We start from the raw sequence: 16784 nt of genomic DNA, 5'->3' as shown, positions 1-16784 counted from the left end.
GTTTTTCATGTCGTCTGGATCCAGCGTCACGGATCAGTCCAGTTCAGACACGTCGCTTGAGGATTTCATTGAGCACTACTATGAACACCTCGCAGGGGAGGACGCCGAAGCCTACAGCGGTTCAGTGCTGCGTGACCGCGCGCTGACCCACCGACGGCTCGCCGAGGTGCGGGCCGCCGGAGAGCCGGTGGTCGATGTCTTCGACCAGGGCGAGGCGAGCGTCGTCGCCATTGTCACCGATGACATGCCTTTCCTTGTCGATTCGGTCACCGCGGAACTGGTCCGCCAGGGCTGCGCCATCCGCCTGGTGGTCCATCCCACCTTCGTGGCGGCACGCGACGAAGCGTCCCACGCCCTGCACGCTCTCCAGCGCGTCCCCTCCAGCGCCGGCTCCTCAAGCGGAGACACGGCCGCGCTTCCCGACATCTCCTACCTGATCCCCGGGGCCTCCTCGATCGAATCGTGGATGTCCATCGAGATCAACCGGATTCCCGACGAGGAGGCCCGCGGCAAGCTCATCGACGGCCTTCACAAGGTCCTGGCCGACGTGCGGGCCGCGGTGCACGACTGGCCCGCCATGCGCGCCCAGGTCCAGAACATCGCGGATTCCCTGGACGGGGTTGCCGGCGGCTCCTCCATCCCGGACCTCCGCCAGGCACAGGAACTGCTGAGGTGGCTCGACGACGGGAACTTCACGTTCCTCGGCTATAAGGAATACGACCTCGTCGTTGAGGACGGCCTCGACGCACTCTGCGTCCGCCACGGCAGCGGCCTCGGCCTGCTCCGCGACACCGACGCCGACCGGCGGATCCAGCACCTCACCTCGGCGGGCCGCGCCAAGGCCCGTGAGAAGCGCGCCCTGGTGATCACCAAGGCGAACTCACGCTCCACCGTCCACCGCGCCGCCTACCTCGACTACATCGGGGTCAAGAGCTTCGACGCGCAGGGCAACGTCAACGGGGAGCGGCGCTTTATCGGGCTCTTCGCGACCAGCGCCTACACGGGGTCGGTGCGGAACGTGCCGATCGTCCGGGACAAGGTCACCGAGATGCTCCGGCTCTGCGGATTCCCCTCCGACTCGCACTCTGGCAAGGATCTGCTCTCGATCGCCGAAACCTATCCGCGGGACGAGCTGTTCCAGATCGAGGTCGAGGACCTCGTCAGCACGGCCATGGGTATCCTGCGCCTCCAGGAACGCCGCCGCACCCGCCTGTTCCTCCGCCCCGACATCTACGGGCGGTTCATGTCAGCCCTGGTCTACCTCCCCCGCGACCGGTACACGACCAGCGTCCGGCTCCGGATCGAGGAGGAGCTGCGCGCCACCTTCCACGCCGACTCGATCGATTTCGAGGCCCGCGTCAGCGAATCGGCCCTGGCGAGGCTGTTCTTCCGTATCCGGCTCGCCCGCGGCGGGGAGGTCCAGCAGGTCGACAGCGCCGAGCTCGAGGAGCGGCTCGTCCGGGCCGCCCGGTCCTGGGCCGAAGGCATCGCCGAGGTCGCCCGGGACCGCTTCGACCGGGAGGAAGCCGAGCGCCTGTCCGAGCTCTGGGGGGAGGCCTTCCCGGCAGGGTACCGGGTGGACTACGAGGTTGAGGATGCCCTTGAGGACGTCAGCCGCTTCGAAGCCCTCGACGGCTCCACCGGTGCCCCCGGCATGCACGTCTACGTCCCGCAGCGCCCCGGCGCCGAGGAGGACGCGAGGCTCAAGCTCTACCTCATGGAGCCGAAAAGCCTCACCCAGATCCTGCCGTTCCTCCACAACCTCGGCCTCGAGGTCCTCGACGAAAGGCCGTTCGAAATCGAACGCGCCGACGGCCAGCAGTACTTCCTGTACGACCTTGGCCTGAGGTATCCGGCCGGCATCAGCCCGCTCGAAACGGCCGACCTGCTCAAGGAGGCGTTCGCTGCCGCCGTCGTCGGTGCCAGCGAATCGGACACCTTCGACCGCCTGGTGGTGCGCGAGCACTTCAGCTGGCGCCAGGTGCTGATCCTGCGCAGCTACGCCAAGTACATGCGCCAGATCGGCAACGCGAACTCCTACGGTTTCGTCGCCGATACGCTGCTGCGCAACGCCGGCGTGGCCCGGGCGCTCGTCGCGCTGTTCGAAGCACGGTTCGATCCCGACCTGACCTCCGACCGGGAGGCCGCGGCCGAAGCCGCCCGGGTCGACCTCGCCGCGGGACTCGAACGCGTCGTGACCCTCGACGCCGACCGCGTCCTGCGCTCCTATGCCAACCTCATCGACGCGACCCTGCGCACGAACTACTTCCAGAACAAGCGGCACGTCAGCTTCAAGCTCGACACCCCGTCGATCGAGGGGGCGCCCTTCCCGCGGCCCAAGTTCGAGATCTGGGTGTACTCGCCCCAGGTCGAGGGTGTCCACCTGCGCTTCGGGGAAATCGCCCGCGGCGGGCTGCGCTGGTCGGACCGCCGCGAGGACTTCCGCACCGAGGTGCTGGGCCTGGTGAAGGCCCAGACCGTCAAGAACGCCGTCATCGTGCCCACCGGGGCCAAGGGTGGATTCTTCCCCAAGCAGCTTCCCGACCCCACGGTGGACAGGGCGGCCTGGCTGAACGAGGGAACGGAGAGCTACCGCACCTTCATCCGCGCGCTGCTGGACATCACCGACAACCTGGTCACCGTCGACGGACGGGAAACAGTGGTCACGCCCGAGCGGGTGGTGCGCCACGACGGCGACGACTCCTACCTGGTCGTCGCGGCGGACAAAGGCACCGCGTCCTTCTCCGACATCGCCAACGGACTGTCGGCGGAATACGGCTTCTGGCTCGGCGACGCGTTCGCCTCGGGCGGATCGGTGGGCTACGACCACAAGGCGATGGGCATCACCGCCCGCGGCGCGTGGGAGTCCGTCAAGCGGCACTTCAGCGAATTCGACCTCGACACGCAGACCCAGGACTTCACCGTGGTGGGCGTCGGCGACATGAGCGGGGACGTGTTCGGCAACGGCATGCTCCTGTCCGAACACATCAAGCTCGTGGCCGCCTTCGACCACCGGCACATCTTCCTCGATCCCAACCCGGACCCCGCGGCCTCCCACGCCGAGCGCCGGCGGCTGTTCGAGCTGCCGCGCTCCAGCTGGGAGGACTACGACGCCTCCCTGCTCAGCGAAGGCGGAGGTATCTACCCCCGGCAGTCCAAGTCGGTTCCGGTCTCGGACCAGGTCCGGGCCGTCCTCGGCCTGGAGGACTCCGTGACCACCCTCAGCCCGCCGGAACTCCTGAAGGCCATCCTGAGCGCGCCGGTCGACCTGCTCTACAACGGCGGCATCGGCACGTACGTGAAGTCCTCAGCCGAAACCAACGCCGAGGTCGGGGACCGCGCCAACGACGCGATCCGGATCAACGGCAGCGACCTGCGGGTCAAGGTCGTCGGCGAGGGCGGAAACCTGGGCATGACCCAGCGCGGACGGATCGAGGCGGCGCTGAACGGCGTGGTGCTCAACACCGACGCGATCGACAACTCCGCCGGCGTCGACTGCTCCGACCACGAGGTCAATATCAAGATCTTCGTCGACCGGATGGTGAAGCTGGGCCGGATGACGCCTGAGGAACGCCCCGAGTTCCTCCACTCCATGACCGATGAGGTCAGCGAGCTCGTGCTGCGCGACAACATCGACCAGAACGTGCTGCTGCTCAATGACCGCCAGCGGATCATCGAGTGGAGCCCGAGCTTCGAGCGGCTGATGGACTGGCTTGAGGCGCACGCGGATCTGGACCGGGGCCTCGAGGCCCTGCCCACCACGAAGGCGCTGCGGGCCCGGCTTGAGACCGGGAAGGGCCTGACCTCCCCGGAGCTGTCGGTCCTGGCGGCCTACGCGAAGATCGAGCTGGCCAAGGCCCTGACCAACAGCGACCTGCCTGATGACCCCTGGTTCTCCGGCACCCTGCGCCGGTACTTCCCGCACCAGCTGGTGGAGCGCTTCGGGGACCTGCTCGACACCCACCCGCTGCGCCGGGAGATCATCGCGACCACCGTCGCCAACGACATGGTCAACATGGGCGGCATCACCTTCGCCTTCCGCGTCATGGAGGAGACCTCGGTCTCCGAATCCGCTGTCGCCCGGGCCTTCGTTGCGCTGCGCGAGATCTACGAGCTCGACTCGATCGTCACCGCGCTCGAGGCACTGCCCGCGGACTTCCCGACCGAGCACTGGTGCGAGGTCCACCTGGACCTGCGGCGCCTGCTCGACCGGGCCGTCCGCTGGTTCGTGAACCACGTCGAGGCCACCACCCCGGTCGAAGAAAGCATCGCTGCGTTCAAGCCCCTCATGGACCCGCTGCGGTCCCGCCTCTCATCCTTCGTGCGCGGCGGAGACCTCGAGCGCGTTCGGAAGTGGACGGCCGTGGCGCAGGAGCGGGGGCTGCCCGAGTCCATAGTGACCACCTGGGCCGAACAGTTCGAGTCCTTCGCCCTCCTCGACATCGCCTTCAGCACCCGGCGGGTCGACGAACCGGTTGAGGACATCGCCCGCGTGTACTACGCCGTCTACGACTACTTTGACGTGGACAACCTCCTCGAGCGCATCACCCACCTTCCCCGCAAGGACAGGTGGCAGGCGCTGGCCCGGGCGGCGCTGCGCGATGATCTCTACTCGACCGTCGCCGACATCACCGTCGCGGTGCTCAAGGCCTCGGACCGGCTCCGCGGAGGCGAGCCGATGGCCCGCCTGCATGAGTGGGAGGCGCAGCACGCCGACCAGCTGGCGCGCGCCCGGAACATGTTCGACGAGGTCAACAGCCTCGAACAGGACGATATCTCTTCGCTCTCGGTGGCGCTGCGACTGCTGCGCTCCATCGTCCGCTGATTGACAGGAATTCATGGCTATCTTCACCGACCCGATCCGCGACTATCAGGGCTTCGCGCCGGGGGACGCGGAGTGGCTGCACCTTCTGGTGGGGGACTGGCAAATGGTGGCGGACCTCGCGTTCGCCGACCTCGCCCTGTGGTTTCCACTCGACGACGGGGGGTACGTCGCGCTGGCGCATGCCCGGCCCTCGACCTCGCATACCGTCTTCCACAGCGACTTCGTGGGGGAGCGGATCCGGGCGGACCTGCTTCCGCTGGTGAACCGGGCCTGGGAGAGCCAGCGCATCGAATGCACGCCGGACGAACAGTGCGTGGAGACCGCCATGCGGGTCGAGGCGGTCCCCATGGTGCGCAACGGCCGGACCCTGGCCATCGTGACGACGCATATGGACATGTCCACGCCGCGGATGCCCTCCCGGCTGGAGCTCACCTACCGGCAGTGCGCGCAGGATCTGCTCCGGATGGGAACCCTGGGCCTCTGGCCGGACTTCGCGACGCCGACGGGCTCGCGGCGGGGTGCCCCCCGCGTCGGTGACGGACTGATCCGGCTCGACGTCGACGGAATCGTCGAATATGCCAGCCCCAACGGCGTCTCGGCGTTCCGGCGGCTCGGGGACGTGGAAACCCTCGAGGGACGGTCGCTGGCCGAGATCACGACCCCGCTGCTGAAGGACCGGCGGATGGTCGATGAGACCCTGCCGCTCGTGGTGACCGGGCGCATGCCCTGGCGGTCCGAAATCAGTTCCCGCGGCGTCAGCCTGTCCCTGCGGGCGATCCCACTGCGGGACGAGGCGGACCGCTTCGGGGCGCTGGTGCTCGTACGGGATGTCTCGGAACTGCGCCGCCGGGAGATGGAACTCGTCTCCAAGGACGCCACCATCCGGGAGATTCACCACCGGGTGAAGAACAACCTGCAGACCGTTGCCGCCCTGCTGCGGATGCAGTCACGGCGGATGGTCAGCGAGGAGGGCAAGCAGGGCCTCGAGCAGGCCATGCGGCGGGTTGCGACCATCGCCCTGGTGCACGAGACCCTGTCCCAGGGCCTTGCACAGAGCGTTGACTTCGATGAGCTCATCGAGCGGCAGTTCCGGCTCTCGGCGGAGGTCGCCTCGCCGTCCCACGCGGTGCGCACCGAACGCAGCGGCTGTTTCGGCGAGCTGCCCAGCGACTTCGCGACGCCGCTGGCCCTTGTCATCAATGAGCTGGTGACCAACGCCGTCGAGCACGGACTCGCCGACCGCAGCGGCACCGTGTGGCTCGCAGCCAACCGGCGCACCGACCGCGACGGCGAGGAACTCCTTGACGTGACGATCGCCGACGACGGCGTGGGCCTGCCCGCCGGAGACTTTCCCCAGGGCCTCGGCCTGCAGATCGTCCGGACGCTGGTGAACAGCGAGCTCGGAGGGACCATCGAGTGGAGTGCCCGGGAGGGCGGCGGCACGACGGTGCACCTCGAGATGGGCCTGCACAACGACCGATGCGCCTGAGTGGCCGGATACGTCGATCGGATCGGGCGGCCGGTTCCGACTTAAATGCAGGAGGGCCGCCCGCGGGCGGCCCTCCTGCATGTGCTGGCTACGGCTTGTCGGCCGCCCTGCAGCTGGTTACGAGGCGCGGCGGGCACGCGCGGCCCGGCGCTTGAGCGCACGGCGCTCGTCTTCACTCATTCCGCCCCAGACGCCTGCGTCCTGTCCGGATTCGATCGCCCACTGAAGGCAGGTGTCGATGACGGGGCAGCGACGGCAGACGCTCTTGGCCTCTTCGATCTGAAGAAGCGCCGGCCCGGTATTTCCGACCGGGAAAAACAACTCCGGGTCCTTGTCCAGACACGCAGCGCGGCTACGCCAATCCATGCTGACCACTTTCTCCTTTAGCCCCCATCCTTGTGAAAACATTCACGAGGGCCCTCATAGTAAAGGGGCCGTATGCGGCCCCCGCTTCATCTCAGATCAAGGCTGTCACGTTACGTCACGGTAAACAAGAGCTAATACACCGGGAGTTGCGCAGACCGATGAGGGTTAGGTCACAAGAGGGGTGCGGGAGGGGTCCGGTCTTGGCCGTACTGGAACTATCTCCGGTAGGGTGCCAGTGTGTCAAGACCCACCGAGCCAGCTCCCCACCTCCGCCCGGCAGGCGTCGCCGTGATCGCGGGAATCCTCCTGCTTGAGGCCCTGGGCTTCCTTGGCGTCGGAGCCCTCTTCCTGAGCACCCTGGCCATGGGCGACCTGGTCTCCGTCGGGGGAACGGTCTTCCTGGCGGTGTTCCTGATCCTCCTTGCCATCTGGCTCGTAGTGCTGGCCCGTGCACTGTGGCGGGGTTTCCGGTGGCCGCGTTCGGCCGCCCTGGTGATCCAGCTCTTCCTCGTCATCCTTTCGGTGTCGTTCTTCTCCAGCGGGTCGGTGGTGATCGGCCTCGCGATGCTGGTGCCGGGTGCGGTTGTCCTGATCGCCCTCTTCACCCGCCCCGTCCTTAACTACACGGCACGGGCCACCGGGGAAACCCGGACCCTGTAGGGCATCAGGGGCCGCCTTCGGGAAACTGCGCGAGCTGCACCGGCAACTGCCGGCCCGAGTCCAGAACCACCGCGCGTCCGGGCGGGCCGATGCCCTCCGGGGGCTCCAGCCGGACCCCAAAGACCTCGCCGTCGGATTCGGACCGCGGCGCCAGGATGACGCCGCGTCCCGCGGCCCGGGCCAGCCGGGCGAACGGCCGCTGGCTGTGCAGGAACTGGAGATTCGCCGCGAGCACCGCCCGGGCCCCGGACGCGAGGCATGCCTCAAGGACCGGGTGGAGGGCGTCGGGCAGGGTCTCCGCGTCGTCGATCAGCAACAGGCACCGCGCCGGGTCCGTCGCCAGGGGAGGGCGGCTCCCTGCGGCCCGCCAGTAGGTCACCGGATCGTCCCGGGGCCGCAGGCGGTGCAGCCAGGGCGGGGCCTGGTTTTCGAGCAGGGCCAGGAGGGTCGACCTGCCCGAGGCCGGCGGTCCAACCGCGGCCCAGAGGCCCCCGGCTTCAAGCTCAAGAAAGACGGTCTCCGGCTCGTCGCCGCCGATCCCGATTGGAATCCGGCAGGCCGTGCCGGTCCCGGTGGGCGCCGAGAGGTCCGTTGACCGCACCTCGACCGGCAGCGGGTCAACCCGGAAGGGGCGCCGCTGCGGCGGCCGCGGTGCCGCTGCCCCCGCCCGGGCCCGAACAATCAGCTGGGCGGGGGCGCCGTCGTCGATCAGGACCGGGCCGATCCGGGCCGGGCCAAACCTACCGAAGGCAACGCCCCGTCCCGGCACCGGGTCGACCGGCGGCAGCCGGGGCCAGCCGGCGGTCACCTCCGGCGGCGTTCCCAGAGGCAGGTAGACCCGGTTCGGTACCTGCCCGACGAAGCGGGCAGCGGTCAGCTCCCTTTCACCGGTGATCACCAGCGACACCCCGGCGGCGGGACCGTCGCGGACGACGTCGTGAAGCAGGTCCTCGGCCGCGGAAAACCGGCGGGACCGGAAGGTGCCCGCCCACCGGCCCCAGCCCGAGACCGCGAGGAGAATCGGGGGAGTGCCGGGTGCGGCGGGGGCCGTGAGCCGTTCGAGGATCACGGCCGCGAGGCGGGAGAGGATCCGTTCTGCCCGGACCGGTTCGTGGGCGGCGGCGTAGGCTCCGGTCTGGGGTGCGTCGGAGGCGGAGGCGAGCGTGAAGTCGCCGTCGAGGATATAGAGGTGCGTGTCCGGCAGGACCAGCAGGCACTCCGTAAGGGTGTGCCTCAGCGCTCCGGCGGCTCCGGAGGAGGCCGAACCGATGAAGGCGAGGTGCGAGCCGCCGGGTGCCCAGCACAGGAGAGGCTGGGACTGCCGGTCGGGAAGGTCGAGCAGTCCCAGGGTGAGCGCCTCCGGCACCGACGCCCCGGGGCCCGCGGGGAGGAGCTCCGCCGGCAGCGGCGGGAGGGCCGGGCGGTACTGATCGGGAGTGCCGATCATCCGGGCTGCTTCCGCAATCCTTTGAACGAGGAACCGAACCGCATCCGGCTCCCCCTCCGGCGCCGGATCCGGCATGTCGGTGCGCGTCCCCTGAAGCCACTCGGCCAGCTCCAGAATGGGGCCTGGTCCCGGGGGCGGCCCGGCCGCCGGCGCCACCTGGAACTCCCGGGGCTCCCCGGGCCCGACCTTCAGGAAACCCCGACCGGGCAGGCCCACCGGGATGGCCGCAGCCCGGATCGAACCGATGAGATCAATGGATTCGATGTCGTTCTGGACCCGCAGTGCAATCGACGCGGTGATATTCGTCCGGAGATCACCCGTGACGGCGCCGGTGGGCCGCTGGGTCGCCAGGACCAGGTGGACCCCGAGCGACCGGCCCAGCGCCGCACACTTCATCAGGTCCCCGGCAGCCCCGGGCACGTCATCGCTCAACCTGCGGAATTCGTCGACCACCACCACGAGCCGCGGGAGGGAAACCGTCGTCGACGCCGACAGTCCGGCGATGTCCTGGACGGAGTGGGCGGCGAACAGTTCCTCCCGTCGGCGCAGCTCGGCCCGGAGCGACCGAAGCGCCCGTTCCACCGACTCCGCCGACAGGTCCGTCAGGAACCCGACGCAGTGGGGCAGCCCGCTCAGCGGGCCAAGGCCCGAGCCTCCCTTGAAGTCAAGGAGGAGGAAGTTGACCCGCGGCGGTGGATAGCGGGCCGCGATGCCGAGGACCAGGGAACGCAGCAGCTGTGATTTTCCGGAACCCGTTGTGCCGGCAACCAGGAGGTGGGGCCCCTGCCTCACCAGATCGAAGACCTGGGGACCGCCCGGCGCACCACCAATCGGCGCTTCCAGGCTGTCCTGTCCCGCGCTGTCGGCCCACCGCTCGCCCAGTTCCCTGGCGGAGGGCGGGGCCGGAAGGTGCAGGCCGTCCTCGAATGAAGGCGAAGGTCGCACCCGGCGCCCGCCCGGTGGAGTCCGGGACGAGGCTGTGCCCAGGGCGCGGGCACAGGCTTCGAAGGCCGGGGCACCCACACGATCCGGAACGAACCCGAGGCGGCCGGAGCCGTGGACCACGGTGGCCCGGCCCGGCCGCACCGAGATGTTAACGGCCCCGGCCCACTCACCTGGCGGAACGGGCCCGGGTGCCGCCGAAAACTCAATCAGCACCGGGCCGGGCCCCTCGCCGATCACCGCCTCCAGTGCGGCGGGCGTGGACACCAGGCGGACCCCCGGCAGGAACCGCGCCGCGGTGGGCAGTTCGGACGGGAGGCCGCGGCAGACCACCCCCGCGTCGGATCCGAGTACCGCTGAGAACTGGAGCAGGATGAGCCGTCCCATGCCCAGCACGTCCTCCCGGGGGCCATGCAGGTGGATCCGGGTGGGAAGGGCGCGTTCGGATGCCGGCCGGAACGGGAGAACCACGGGCATCCGCTGGAGAATGGGCGGCGTCCATTCCGGTCCCGGACGGGTGAGTCGAAGGTTCGCCTGCTGGTCGGCCTCACCCAAACGGATATTCGCGGTCCGGGAAGCCTCATCGGCCGCGGACGGGGAGGCCGTGCCCCGGTCCGTCCGCTGCTCTTCCGGGCCGCGCCCGTACGCCTGGAGGGCGACCGCCCCGGCATCCATCACCGCCGAACAGCGCCGCTTCGCATCGGCCTCGGCGGCGCTCCGGACGGCGGCCTCGAACCGCCGGCGGCGTCGTCGCACGGCCCAGATCGACAGCAACCCGGTCAGCGAGGCGACCGCGGCGAAGGCGAGCAGGAGCCACATCTGCAGGGCCAGGGCCAAAACCGCCCCGCCCACCACCGGCAGCAAAACCGTCGGCGCGAGGAAGCGCTCGCGCTCCGACACGGGCTCGGCGGTGATGTCCAGGGGTTCCCCGAGGTCCCCCGGGCGGAATTCCGGGCGGCGGGCTCCTGTGAGGGCGAGGCCGCACCGCGAGCCGCCCACAACGAGCGAGGAGGAGGAGGTGACCGGCGCCTCCGTGATCCGGTGTCCATCCACCCACGTGCCGTTCGCCGAGCCCGCATCGCGCAGCAGGACGCGGTCCTTTCCGACAGCCAGCATCGCGTGGCGCCGGGACAGCGCCGGATCGCGCAGCGAAATATCGCAGCCCGACCTGCCGATCGAGTACGAACCCCGCACTAAGGGGAAGATGCGCCCGGCGTCCGGTCCGGAATGCACGAGAAGCACGAGGGCGGAACGTGCCGGCGATGGCCCCGGACCGGCACGGCCGCTTCCGGCAACGAGGACGGCCCCGTTGACCAGGGGAGGGACGCCCGGCTCGAGTGCGGCGAGGGGGATACCCGCGACCGAGAGGCTTGTGTCCCCGAAGCGTGACGTGAGGTGCCCCGCCAGGTCCTGTCCGGACATCGGCCGCCGCAGATCGACAACGAGCTCGCACGGGAGGCGTGACGCGGTGGCGGCAGGGGCGCCGGGGCCCGCCACCACGGAAAGGTGAAGCTGCATACCCGCTCCAAAGATGAATGCTCCTCCGGCGAGGATAGGCACCGTCCCGGCGGCAGGAATGCGGGCGGCAGGCGTTGTGGACAACGCGGCCGGACGGTCCCGGGCGCCCGGGGCCAACCGGAGTTAAGGGGACGCCGGACGGAGCTGGTGCAGTGGCGCGCCCGATACCGCCAAGGCGGTTAATTGCGGGCACAACCTATAGGCTTGCCTCGATGCCCTCGAAGGGTGAGCCCTCAAAATCCTAGAAAAAGGTCATGCTGCTGTGAAGATTGCTGTTATCGCGCTCGGAAAGATCGGATTGCCCCTGGCGGTCCAGTTCGCGTCCAAAGGCCACGAAGTTGTTGGCGTCGACGTCAATGCCGCAGTTGTCGATCTGATCAACAGCGGCCGGGAGCCGTTCCCCGGAGAAGCCCACCTTCAGGAAAAACTGGCCGAGCTCGTACCCGCAGGCCGCCTGAGGGCGACCACCGGCTACGCCGATGCCGTCCCGGGGGCGGATGCCGTCGTCCTGGTCGTGCCGCTCTTCGTTGACGCGGATGCCAACCCCGACTTCGGCTGGATGGACGGGGCGACCGCCGAGCTCGCTCGACACCTCACACCGGGAACCCTCGTCTCCTACGAGACGACGCTGCCGGTGGGAACCACCCGCAGCCGCTGGAAGCCTGCGCTCGAGTCGGGTTCCGGCCTAGTTGAAGGGAAGGACTTCCACCTCGTCTTCTCCCCAGAGCGCGTGCTGACCGGCCGGGTCTTCGAAGACCTCCGGAAGTACCCCAAGCTCGTTGGCGGGCTCTCTCCCGAAGGCGCAAAGGCCGCAGTGGAGTTCTACGAGGCCGTCCTGGACTTCGATGAGCGCCCCGACCTGCAGCGCGGCAACGGCGTCTGGGACCTTGGCTCCGCCGAGGCATCCGAGCTGGCCAAGCTCGCCGAGACGACCTACCGCGACGTCAACATCGGGCTGGCCAACCAGTTCGCGCGCTACGCCTCAACGGTGGGCATCGACATCTACCAGGTCATCGAAGCCTCAAACTCCCAGCCCTACAGCCACATCCACCAGCCCGGCATCGCCGTGGGTGGCCACTGCATTCCCGTGTACCCCCGGCTGTACCTGTGGAACGACCCAGCCGCCACCGTCGTGCGTGCTGCGCGGGAAGCCAACGCCGGAATGCCCGACTACACCATCGGCCTGCTCGAAGGTGCCTACGGCTCCCTCGAGGGAGCACGGGTGGTTGTCCTCGGCGCCGCCTACCGCGGCGGAGTCAAGGAAACGGCCTTCTCCGGGGTCTTCGCCGCCGTTGACGCCCTGCAGGCCCGCGGGGCCACGGCCCTCGTCAACGACCCTCTGTACACGGACGAGGAACTCGAGAAGCTGGGATTCACGCCCTACCACTTCGGAGAGCCCATCGACGCCGCCGTCGTCCAGGCCAACCACGCCGAATACGCCTCGCTGAGCTCCTCCGACCTTCCCGGCGTGAAGGCGTTCATTGACGGCCGCCGGGTCAGCAGCGCCGAAAAGTGGGACGGTGTGGTTTACCGCGTTATCGGCAAGGCCTAACCGCCGTGTCGAACGTGAAAATTGCGGCCATCGTTCCCTGCCACAATGAAGCGGGAGCGATCGGCAAGGTTGTCACCGACCTCCAGGCATCGCTTCCGACGGCGACAATCTACGTCTACGACAACTGCAGCGACGACAACACCGCAGAGGTGGCGCGGGCCGCGGGAGCCGTGGTGCGGTTCGAGGACCGGAAGGGCAAGGGCAATGTCATCCGGCGGGCTTTCGCCGACATCGACGCCGATGTGTATGTGCTCATCGATGGCGACGACACCTATGACGCCGCGGCCGCCCCGGAGCTGATCAACAAACTGCTCGACGGTCCCTACGACCAGGTGACCGGCGTGCGCCGGCAGGAGAGCGACTCTGCGTACCGGTCCGGACACGAGCTCGGGAACCGCTTTTTCAACGGCATTGTCGGATTGATCTTCGGGTACAAGGTCGAGGATATGCTCAGCGGCTACCGGGTCTTCTCGAAGCGCTTCGTCCGGTCCTTTCCCGCACTGTCCCGAGGCTTCGAGATCGAGACCGAACTGACGGTCCACAGCATCAGCGCGCGCATTCCGCAGGCGGAACTGCCCATCGCCTTTCGGGACAGGGCGGAGGGCACCGAAAGCAAACTCCGGACCTACCATGACGGTCAGCGCATCCTTCGAACAGTGCTGAAACTTGCCCTGCACGAGCGGCCGGTTCCCACCTACGGCCTGATTTCCGGTGTGCTTGCCGTGGTCGCGCTCATCCTGGGCCTCCCGATCATCGTCGAATTCGTCGACACCGGACTGGTGCCGCGCCTCCCGACGGCCCTGCTCGCCTCCTCGCTTGTGATCCTCGCCGTACTCGCCATGATCAGCGGCACGTTGATGGATGTGCTGAAGAAGATGCGCGACGAGAGCTCCCGCCTCGCATACCTCTCCTGGGAGGTGGTAGGGCATGGGTAACGGCAGTACCTCCCGGGCGGAGTTGTCGTTGAGGCTGCGCCGCCGGCCCTCGCTCCTGCGGGTGTCCGGTTACTTCGTCGGTGGATTCGTCGCCCTTCAGATTGTGTTTTTCCTGTTCCTGGTCGTTGGGCAGGCGGTTCCCGACCGGCCGATCCTCACGCACCTGATCCATTCGATCAATGCGGGAACCTACGGACCCGCTTCGACTCCCGACCGGATGGGTGGAACCTCAGACGCATTCACCGAGTGCGTCGTGGTCGGCACAGGCCTCGGGTCAAACCCCGGGGAAAGCGCCTTCGACCGCGCGGTGTACATGCCGCGGATATCCAACTGCGCGCGGGGCGTGGAAGACATCCGCCTGCTTGCCGCTGGAGGTGATCCGGTGAATGGGGACTACTACAAGTACTGGGCCGGATACACCATCATCACGCGTCCTGTTCTCGCCTTGGCCGGCATGGACGGAGTGAGGATCGTGGCGGGCGCGATGCTGCTGGGATCGCTGGTACTGGCGTTCTCTCAGGTCGCGCGCAGGACGAGCAAATATGCAGCCATCGCGTTGATGGCCCCGGTCCTGCTGGCCACCAACATCATGTCCACGCCCTCGACGTCCTTCAGCCAGGCAATTTCCCTGTCCTTCATCTTCCTCAGCACTGCCCTGGTGGCATGGGGTGCGGGAGGTGGCCGCGCGCGCCTCGCAGGATCGACGATCCTCGGGGCAGCCCTGTTCTGTTTTGTCGACCTGCTCACGACTCCGGCAATCCCCTGGGCCCTGGCGTCCGCTGTGGCGGCGGCAGTCACCTACCATCGGTTCGGGAAGCTCACCGGGACCGTCGCTGCAGGAGTAGGAGTGGCCGTGCTCTGGCCGCTCAGCTTCTTCCTGACGTGGGCGTCCCGATGGGTCATTGCCGCCCTGTTCCTTGGTTGGAACGAGGTGACGACGTTTGTCCGGGGCAACGTTGAGTACCGGACGGCGGGTAAGGAGACCTGGCTCGACACCGCTTTCGGTGCCCCGACCAAGGCGAATGCGCTCTACTGGTTGAATCACGTGCCGACTTCCCGGCTGGTTCTTCTGGCGGTGCTCCTGCTGGGGGCCGTCACGCTGCTGGTAGCGGTGCGTCGCGGGGGAGTCCGCCGGATTGGTGTCGCGATGGTCCTGGCCCTGCCGGTCCTGGTGGTCCCGGTCTGGTACGAGGCCCTGAGCAACCATTCGCAGATCCACGCGTTCTTCACCTACCGGGCAGTACCTGTCGCCCTTGGGATCTGCCTGTTCGCGTGTGCCATCGCCATGGTGGAGCGGCGCAGAGATGCTGGGACGGGAAGGCACGAAGCAGTGGCGCCCGCCGAACCTCAAAAAGAAAGTGTGTCATGAGCTATATCGCTGAAACTGCGGACGTCTCGCCCGACGCCGTAATCGGGCAGGGGTCAAAGATCTGGCACCTGGCGCAGGTGCGCGAAAACGCCCGGCTGGGCGAGAACTGCATCGTGGGACGGGGAGCGTACGTCGGAACCGGCGTCGAAATCGGCGCCAACACCAAGATCCAGAACTACGCCCTGGTGTACGAACCCGCCGTGCTCGGCGAGGGCGTGTTCATCGGCCCGGCCGTCGTGCTCACCAATGACACCTACCCCCGGTCCATTTCTCCGGATGGAAGCCTCAAGAGCGCCCACGACTGGGTGCCCGTCGGGGTGACCATCGAGAAGGGTGCGGCCATCGGCGCACGCGCAGTCTGCGTGGCTCCGGTGACCATCGGGGCCTGGGCAACGGTTGCCGCGGGCGCCGTGGTCACGAAGGACGTCCCGCCCTACGCCCTGGTCGCCGGAGTTCCGGCCAAGCGCCTCGGCTGGGTGGGCAGGGCAGGGCACCCGCTGAAGGCCGAAGGTTCCCTCTGGGTCTGCCCTGAGACGGGGGAACGGTACGAGGAAACGAACGACACACTGAAACCAGTAGAGGTAGAGGCATGAGCAAGGACTTCATTCCAGCAGCGAAACCGATCGTCGGAGACGAAGAGCGCGCGGCCGTCGACGCCGTCCTCCTTTCCGGGATGCTGGCACAGGGTGCCGAGGTTGCCGCGTTCGAGAAGGAATTCTCCGAGGTCCTCCTCGATGGCCGCGCGGCCGTCGCCGTGAACTCCGGAACGGCAGGACTCCACCTGGGGCTTCTGGCCGCGGGTATCGGCCCCGGCGATGAGGTGATCGTTCCGTCCTTCACCTTCGCTGCCACGGCGAACTCCGTCGCGCTCACCGGCGCCACGCCCGTCTTCGCCGACATCGAACTCGATCACTACTGCCTCGATATCGCCCATGTGGAGTCCTTGATCACGGAGAAGACCAAGGGGATCATGCCGGTCCACCTCTACGGACACCCGGCCGCCATTGAGGCCTACCGGACGCTCGCGGACCGCCACGGGATCGCCCTCTTCGAGGACGCCGCCCAGGCCCACGGCGCCTCACTGGGCGGACGCCAGGTCGGCACCTTCGGCGACTTCGCGATGTTCTCCCTCTACCCGACGAAAAACATGACCTCCGGCGAGGGCGGGATGGTCTCTACGGGCAACCCCGAGATCGAACGCAGGCTCCGCCTGCTGCGCAACCAGGGCATGGAGCGCCAGTACGAGAACGAGCTGGTCGGCTTCAACGCCCGGATGACGAACCTCCACGCCGCGATCGGGCGCGTTCAGCTGACGAAGGTCGGCGGATGGACCGCTCAGCGCCAGGCCAATGCCGCCTTCCTTTCCGCGAATATCGAAGGCGTGGCGACGCCCACGGTGGCCGAAGGCGCAGTGCACGTCTACCACCAGTACACAGTGCGCGTCGGCGGCGACCGGGACGCCTTCGCCGCGGCCCTCAAGGACGAATACAACATCGGCTCGGGCGTCTACTATCCGATTCCGAACCACCGCCTGCCCTCGTTCCAGCGCACCGAGGACCTGCCCAACACGGAGACCGCCGCCCGCGAGGTCCTGTCGCTGCCGGTCCATCCGTCGCTGGACTCCGAGGATCTCGACCGGATCGTGACCGCCGTCAACGCCCTGGCGAAGGCGGGTGCCTAG

The 16784-nt window shown here is 68.1% G+C and carries 10 protein-coding genes; 8 read left to right on the top strand and 2 right to left on the bottom strand.

The window, feature by feature from the left end; all coding sequences use genetic code 11:
* Positions 1-7 precede the first annotated feature (7 nt).
* Positions 8-4825, top strand: coding sequence for an NAD-glutamate dehydrogenase (locus tag I6N91_RS08350; protein ID WP_198812122.1), 4818 nt, complete (start codon positions 8-10; stop codon positions 4823-4825).
* Between the two features lie 13 nt (positions 4826-4838).
* Positions 4839-6314 carry a PAS domain-containing sensor histidine kinase gene (locus tag I6N91_RS08345; RefSeq protein WP_198812121.1) on the top strand — a complete coding sequence of 492 codons (1476 nt, stop codon included), beginning with the start codon at positions 4839-4841 and terminating at the stop codon, positions 6312-6314.
* 117 nt (positions 6315-6431) lie between these two features.
* On the opposite strand, the gene I6N91_RS08340 is transcribed toward I6N91_RS08345, so the two are convergent.
* Positions 6432-6680: a WhiB family transcriptional regulator gene (locus I6N91_RS08340; RefSeq protein ID WP_086994524.1), complete on the bottom strand. Its 249-nt coding sequence runs from the start codon at positions 6678-6680 to the stop codon at positions 6432-6434.
* A 237-nt stretch (positions 6681-6917) separates the two neighbouring features.
* Here I6N91_RS08340 and I6N91_RS08335 point away from each other — a divergent pair, with 237 nt between their 5' ends.
* Positions 6918-7340, top strand: a complete 423-nt coding sequence (locus tag I6N91_RS08335; RefSeq protein ID WP_198812120.1) for a hypothetical protein — start codon at positions 6918-6920, stop codon at positions 7338-7340.
* Between the two features lie 4 nt (positions 7341-7344).
* On the opposite strand, the gene I6N91_RS08330 is transcribed toward I6N91_RS08335, so the two are convergent.
* Positions 7345-11247 (bottom strand): FtsK/SpoIIIE domain-containing protein, encoded by a 3903-nt coding sequence (locus tag I6N91_RS08330; RefSeq protein ID WP_198812119.1) that lies wholly within the window; start codon positions 11245-11247, stop codon positions 7345-7347.
* A 262-nt stretch (positions 11248-11509) separates the two neighbouring features.
* On the opposite strand from I6N91_RS08330, the gene I6N91_RS08325 reads away from it, so the two are divergent.
* Genes I6N91_RS08325 through I6N91_RS08305 form a run of 5 tightly spaced genes read left to right on the top strand, consistent with a single transcriptional unit; the run spans position 11510 to position 16784 of the window.
* Complete coding sequence (locus I6N91_RS08325) at positions 11510-12799, top strand: nucleotide sugar dehydrogenase (RefSeq protein WP_198812118.1); 1290 nt, start codon at positions 11510-11512, stop codon at positions 12797-12799.
* A gap of 5 nt (positions 12800-12804) precedes the next feature.
* Positions 12805-13734 carry a glycosyltransferase family 2 protein gene (locus tag I6N91_RS08320; protein ID WP_307843286.1) on the top strand — a complete coding sequence of 310 codons (930 nt, stop codon included), beginning with the start codon at positions 12805-12807 and terminating at the stop codon, positions 13732-13734.
* Positions 13727-15103, top strand: coding sequence for a hypothetical protein (locus I6N91_RS08315; RefSeq protein WP_198812116.1), 1377 nt, complete (start codon positions 13727-13729; stop codon positions 15101-15103). Before I6N91_RS08320 ends, I6N91_RS08315 begins: the two co-directional genes overlap by 8 nt.
* Complete coding sequence (locus I6N91_RS08310) at positions 15100-15696, top strand: acyltransferase (protein WP_198812115.1); 597 nt, start codon at positions 15100-15102, stop codon at positions 15694-15696. The genes I6N91_RS08315 and I6N91_RS08310 overlap by 4 nt, the downstream gene beginning before the upstream one ends.
* On the top strand, positions 15693-16784 hold the full coding sequence (locus I6N91_RS08305; RefSeq protein WP_198812114.1) for a DegT/DnrJ/EryC1/StrS aminotransferase family protein: 1092 nt from the start codon (positions 15693-15695) through the stop codon (positions 16782-16784). The genes I6N91_RS08310 and I6N91_RS08305 overlap by 4 nt, the downstream gene beginning before the upstream one ends.

Source organism: Arthrobacter sp. MSA 4-2 (genome assembly GCF_016405885.1).
Taxonomy (GTDB): Bacteria; Actinomycetota; Actinomycetes; order Actinomycetales; family Micrococcaceae; genus Arthrobacter_D.
This window is presented reverse-complemented; position numbering and strand designations above follow the sequence as displayed.